This window comes from Nitrospirota bacterium (genome assembly GCA_040756155.1).
Lineage (GTDB): Bacteria > Nitrospirota > Thermodesulfovibrionia > JACRGW01 > JBFLZU01 > JBFLZU01.
This window is the reverse complement of sequence record JBFLZU010000062.1, coordinates 1-6,434: the sequence shown is the minus strand read 5'-3', so window position 1 is coordinate 6,434 and position 6,434 is coordinate 1. Positions and strand designations below refer to the sequence as shown.

5 protein-coding genes are annotated in these 6,434 nt (G+C 41.0%); all 5 read left to right on the top strand.

Annotated features, from left to right (window positions below; translation table 11 throughout):
- Positions 1-1,484 (top strand): glycoside hydrolase family 3 N-terminal domain-containing protein (locus AB1488_06265; GenBank protein MEW6409700.1); only part of this gene is annotated, 1,484 nt, incomplete at its 5' end.
- Positions 1,485-1,670: 186 nt separating this feature from the next.
- A complete protein-coding gene (locus AB1488_06260; protein ID MEW6409699.1) occupies positions 1,671-3,401 on the top strand; it encodes a sodium:solute symporter family protein in 1,731 nt (576 codons plus the stop codon).
- Positions 3,402-3,418: 17 nt separating this feature from the next.
- Entirely contained in the window at positions 3,419-4,828 is a 1,410-nt protein-coding gene (locus tag AB1488_06255) for a radical SAM protein (GenBank protein ID MEW6409698.1), read from the top strand.
- Positions 4,788-5,726, top strand: coding sequence for a hypothetical protein (locus tag AB1488_06250; GenBank protein MEW6409697.1), 939 nt, complete (start codon positions 4,788-4,790; stop codon positions 5,724-5,726). The genes AB1488_06255 and AB1488_06250 overlap by 41 nt, the downstream gene beginning before the upstream one ends.
- A 74-nt stretch (positions 5,727-5,800) precedes the next feature.
- Positions 5,801-6,373, top strand: coding sequence for a DUF1538 family protein (locus AB1488_06245; GenBank protein ID MEW6409696.1), 573 nt, complete (start codon positions 5,801-5,803; stop codon positions 6,371-6,373).
- Positions 6,374-6,434: the final 61 nt, after the last annotated feature.

Here is a 6,434-nt window from a genome sequence, read left to right as displayed (position 1 = left end):
AAAGGGGTCTCGGACAGCAGGTAGAAGGAACAACAGTCTTTCCATGCCATATGGCTTTTTCAGCAGCGATTAACAGAGATAACAAAGACGATATAAGACTATTACGGCAGGCTATCAATGCAATATCATCGGAAGCCGTATATACAGGCATAAATACCCTGCTTATACCTGTACTCGATATAAATATAAATCCCGATAACCCAATTATCTGCACAAGGTCATTTGGCGATAACCCTTATGTTGTCTCCTGGTTTGGGAAGGAATTTATCAAAGGTATTCAAAATAAAGGACTTATTGCCTGCGGAAAACATTTCCCGGGACATGGAGGTACAGAGATTGACTCTCATAAAGCACTTCCTGTAATCAGAAAGTCTATCAATAAACTTGAGAGATGCGAGCTTATACCATTCAAAGAGGCGATAGACTCTGGAGTAGAGATGATAATGGTTGGACATCTAAGCATACCAGCAATAGATGATTTACTCCCTGCAAGCCTTTCAAAAAGGGTTGTAACAAAAATCCTCAGAAAAAGACTCTGTTTTAACGGACTCATCCTCTCTGATGCACTCACAATGGATGCTGTATCAAAGAGATTTACCCCGTTAGAAGGCCCCGCCATTTATGGCTGGGATGATATAGACCCCGTTAGAAAATCAGTTTCTAACGGGGTAGATAAAATCTCAATTCCTTATAAAAAGGATGGGGTTAAAGCCCCGTCCTTTCTAACGGGGTTTACTGAAAAAGAGACAGCGGTTCTTGCGGTAGATGCTGGTATAGATATCCTTCTTCACCCAGAAGATGTAGATACCACTGCAGAGGGAATATTAGAGGCAATCGAAGATCGAAGAATACCATCCTCTCGCATAGATGCCTCTGTTAAAAGAATACTTAAGGTTAAAAATCGTCTGAGATTTGAAAAGTCTTCTGTGGATTTTCGTTCTAACAGAAGAATCTCTGAATCTATCACACAGAGGTCTATTACACTTGTCAAAGAAAATGGAAGTATACTTCCGATTCACAAGATATTAAATATACCCTTAATAATTGTTGACGACGACATGATGAAAGACACAGGATCAACATTAAAAAGATATTTCAAAAGATCAGCATTGATAGAGGAAAATGCACAGCGAGCGTTAGAGAGCGAATATGAAAGAAAGATTAATTCCTTACATTTCGAAGCGAAGCTTCAATTAAAGGAAAAGTCATACAAAATAGCAGTCATTGTCCTTTTTTCAAAGATAGCAGCAGGAAAGGGAAGTTCGGGAATGAATGAAGTATTAATCACAAAGACAAAGGAGATTATAAAGAACTGTCTGGTTTCAATCGTGGTTTCCTTCGGAAGTCCCTATCTCCTCAGGCATTTCACAGATGCGGATGTCCTTGTTGCCGCATATGAGCCAACAGAGGAAGTACAGGAATCTGTGATAAACTGTATCAGAGGTAAGGTACCGTTTAAAGGAAGGTTGCCTGTTGCACTATGAAAAAGATTTTCCACTATTTCGGCTCTAATCCCTTTATTAATAACAAATGGTGAACAGATTATCGGGCGTGTGCGGTTCAGGATTACACCTTAGATGTTACATTCTACATTCTTTCTTGACCTATTAGCAGACTTCTTTTAGTTATTCCTTGACATCCATCTCGGAGATTTTAAATAATTCAGAACAATGCTTACCACTCTTGACTGGTCAATCGTAACAATCTATATGCTTCTTTCCGTTGCTATCGGCATTTATTTCACAAAGAGGGCGTCCTCAAGCACAAATGAGTTTTTTCTTTCAGGCAGAAATCTTCCGTGGTGGCTCGCAGGGACCTCAATGGTAGCAACAACATTCTCATCAGATACACCGCTGTATGTGACAGGGCTCGTTCGTTCGTATGGGATCTATGAGAACTGGCAGTGGTGGTGTTTTGTTATGAGCGGCATGCTTTCTGTCTTTGTATTTGCAAGACTCTGGAAGAAGGCAGGTGTAATGACTGATGTAGAACTCACAGAAATTAGATACTCAGGTAAATCTGCAGCAGTATTAAGAGGCTTCAGGGCTATATACTTTTCTGTCGCCATACATACCATCATAAAGGCACAGGTAATCCTCGCTATGGCAAAGATACTCGATGTTGTGGTCGGCTGGGGGAAGTGGGAGGCTATAGCCATATCAAGTGGCGTAACTATACTTTATTCGCTACTCTCAGGATACTGGGGTGTAATACTTACTGATTTCTTTCAGTTCATAATTGCTATGATAGGTGCTGTCCTGCTTGCGTATTTCGCTGTAAGGGAGTCAGGTGGATTATCTAATTTGAAGTCTAATATAGAATATACTCTGGGAGGAAACCAGCATTACACAGACTTTTTCCCTCCACTTGATTCAGGGTTATTTGGACCTGCAGTCCTCACATTTATTGCATACATGGGACTGAGCTGGTGGTCAAAATACTCATCTGATGGTGGAGGCGTTATTGTCCAGAGGATGGCATCGTGTAAAGACGAAAGGCATTCAATCATGGCAACATTTTACTTTAACATCGCAAACTATGCCCTCCGTTCATGGCCCTGGATACTCGCTGCACTCGCTTCTCTGATACTCTACCCCACTGTCAAGGACCATGAATCGGTCTATCCGCAGATGATGGTTGATTTACTACCAACAGGTTTTAGAGGACTCATGCTCGCATCCTTTTTTGCGGCATTCATGTCAACCCTAAGCACATACCTTAACCTTTCATCTGCATACTTTATTAATGATTTTTACAGGAGATTCGTAAAGATTAATGCTACTGAAAGACACTACGTTATGATTGCAAGAGTAGTCACCATTATTCTCAGTATCATAACGGGGATAGTCACATACTATGCCACTTCTATTATTGAGGTTTTCAAATTTCTCATCGCGTTTGGCAGCGGTACAGGTCTCGTATATCTCCTTAGGTGGTACTGGTGGAGGATAAACGCCTGGAGCGAGATATCAGCGATGATAGCATCCACCGCCATATCATCATATTTATACATATTGCATCCACTGATGCCGTTTTACGTAAAACTTGCCATAATAATCTTACTTTCAACGGTGATATGGGTTCTGGTTACGCTTATCACAAGTCCAGTTGAGGAAAAAAGACTTATTGAATTTTACAGAAATACATCGCCAGGGGGTATTGGCTGGAAGAGCATTGAGAAAAGATTGCAGATTAAAGATGCAGGGACGACGGACAGAAGAAAAAAACCTCTAAGAGATATTATTCTATGGGTTTATGGTTCTATATTTATATACGGAATCACGATAGGCTCTGGTATGGTCTTACTCGGCAATACGATTCATGGGATTGTTTATTTGTTCCTTGCTCTATTCTGCGGAATAAGATTGTGGAGGAATTTTATTGACACTATTTCAGGTTAGTGCTATTGTCTTTTTATATGGATATCAAAAATGTTTATTTCATTGAGGTAAGATCTCCGGGTGCCCATATATTCAGCCGTTCTGCTATACCGAGGCTCGGTGCCGTCCTTCTTGCCACAATCCTGAGAGACAGGGGATATAATGTAAAGGTTTTTATCGAAGATATATCCGAGCCCGACTGGGAAGTCTTGAAAGAAGCAGATATTATAGGTATTTCCACTATAACCTCAACTGCTCTGAGGGCATATCAACTTGCAAAGAAATTCAGTGCAATGGGAATACCGATTATCCTTGGGGGACCACACCCTACCTTCCTCCCTGAAGAGGGTCTGGCATATGCAGATTATGTTATAAGAGGCGAAGGGGAAGAAACAATTGTTGAACTTATCGAGCATCTATCTTCAGGTAAATCCTTAAATGGCATCAGCGGGCTTTCATACAAAGATAGAGATGGGATCATAATACATAACTCACATAGAGGACTCATTCATGACATGGATGCCGCCCCAATACCTGATTTCGATCTTGTCCATAACTGGGGAGCTAAGACAACAATACCTATCGCTACATCAAGGGGCTGTCCCTTCAACTGCAGGTTCTGTTCTGTAATCCCGATGTTCGGGAGGAAGTATCGCTTTAAATCCATTGAAAGGGTTATGAAAGAACTCAGGATGGTTGCCTCAGAAAAGGTTCATATCTTTTTTATTGATGATAACTTTGCAGCTAACAAAGAACGCACCAAAACTCTTCTCAGAGGATTTCTTGATGAAGATATTCGAATAGAGTGGTCTGCGCAGGTACGCACAGACATTGCCAGTGACCCTGAACTCATTGACCTTATGGCTAAAACAGGCTGTTTTAATGTCTATGTAGGGTTTGAGTCTATAAACCCTCAGACCCTTGCTTTTTATAACAAACATCAAAGTCTCGAAGATATAATAAAGTGTATAAAAATCCTTAAAGACTCCTCCATAGGGATCCACGGAATGTTTGTCTTTGGGGGTGATACCGACGATATTAAAACCATCAAAAGCACACAGAGATTTGCCAGACGCCTCGACATAGATTCTGTCCAGTTTATGATGCTCACGCCCCTTCCCGGGACCCCCATCTTCGATGAACTCATGCAGGAGGGTCGTATTATCCACACAGATTGGAGTAAATATGATGCTCATCATGCTGTGTTTGAACCAAAATTGATGACTGCCTTTGAACTGCATATTGAAACACTGAAAGCTATGGCAAAATTCTATTCGTGGAGTAGAATCTTCAGAAATTTTCTGCGCTTTGACTACTTTTATGGATTTGTAGGACTATACGGAAAGAAGTCTGTTAAAAAGGCACTCGCCTCCAGTAAAGAATACCTGTCCAGTTTGTATAATAGATATGTTCATCGACCTCCATACACACGGTATCAGCAGTTTTGATACTACGACGTCAGATTTTAATGTTATATTAAAGATAGCAGAAATCTTTGCACACCACGAAACATCTGCGTTCCTCCCTACAATCTATCCTGCCCCGATCAAAACGATGAGAGAAAACATGGAGGCAGTGAGGAAAGCGATTCAAGTACAGCGTTCAGCGTTCAGAGTTCGGAGTCCAGAATCACATAATCCACAATCCAAAATCCAAAATCTAAAATCTAAATTAAACTCTTCACTCTTCACTCCTCACTCCTCACTCATTTTGGGTATGCATCTCGAGGGACCATTTTTAAACCCTTTAAGATGTGGTGCTCTTGAGAAAGAATCATTCCTATCACCATCTATCAGAGCCCTTCAGGAGCTTATAGAAGGATACGAAGATATCATTAAGACCATCACTATAGCACCCGAACTCCGTGGTGCACTCGAAACCATACGCTATCTTTCAGACAGAGGCATTATTGTGAATATGGGGCATAGCGATGCAACCTTCAAAGAGGCAGAGGAAGGATTCAATGCAGGTGCAAAGGGAATTACGCATATATTTAATGCTATGCGTGGCTTTCACCACAGGGAGCCAGGGATTTCAGGATTCGGACTTCTTAATAACGATATATATGTGGAGGTCATAGCAGATCTGCACCACCTCCACCCCGAAGCCATTAAGCTAATATTCAGGGTAAAGAGAACAGAGAGGATACTGCTTATCTCTGATTCGATAAAGGAATCAAAGACTGCAGGGGAAAACTCGCCATATAGACTAAATGATGGTAGGATTGCTGGTAGCAGAGTAACAATCACCGATTGTATTGAAAACCTTACAGGTCTTGGAATATCAAGGGAGATAGCATTAAGATGTGTTGAGGATAATCCTGCTGTTTATCTGGCTAACAGATAAAGATATCCCTTTTGCTTGCTTTATTTTAATCTTACAGTAGTGGTAAAATAGCTTGTATGTCTTATGGAGGTGCAGTGACAACACAGCAACAATCTTCAGGTAAAATAAAAATTAGTTTCAGACAGGCTATAGGACTCTTAGGTCCATATATTAAGAGCCGCGTTGTTGAACAGATAAAATCGGTGGCGTTGATTATCCTATATTTATTTTTTTTCCAGATACTTGTCTTGGGGATGCCCGTTGCAGAAGCGTCTGTTATTGCGGTTGGGCTCTCCCTTGTTATTGGGGGACTGACCTTTTTTATGGAGGGGCTTCTTCTTGGCCTTATGCCTCTGGGAGAGATCTGTGGTATAAAACTTCCTCAGAAATCAAAATTGCCTGTCATTTTAGCGTTTGCATTTATATTGGGAATGGGGGCAACATTTGCTGAGCCTGCCATTGGAGTATTAAAAGCAGCAGGTTCCTCTGTGAAAGCATGGGATGCCCCATTGTTATTTCTTCTTTTGAATAGATATTCAAATTATCTTGTTTATGCGGTTGGCGTAGGGGTAGGTGTCGCAGTTATCTTTGGTATGCTGCGGTTTGTCGAGTATCAGCGAAATTCCCCAGTTAGTATCAAAATAATTCCCCACCTGGTATCAGAATAATTCCCCAGTTAGTATCAAAGTAATTCCCCACTTTTTCCACAATAGTGATATAAGATTTCCT

What these genes read in the sequence shown, in the direction of transcription:
- AB1488_06250 (MEW6409697.1), top strand. Translation starts at nt 4,788, where the DNA reads ATGTTCATCGACCTCCATACACACGGTATCAGCAGTTTTGATACTACG.
- AB1488_06260 (MEW6409699.1), top strand. Translation starts at nt 1,671, where the DNA reads ATGCTTACCACTCTTGACTGGTCAATCGTAACAATCTATATGCTTCTT.
- AB1488_06255 (MEW6409698.1), top strand. Translation starts at nt 3,419, where the DNA reads ATGGATATCAAAAATGTTTATTTCATTGAGGTAAGATCTCCGGGTGCC.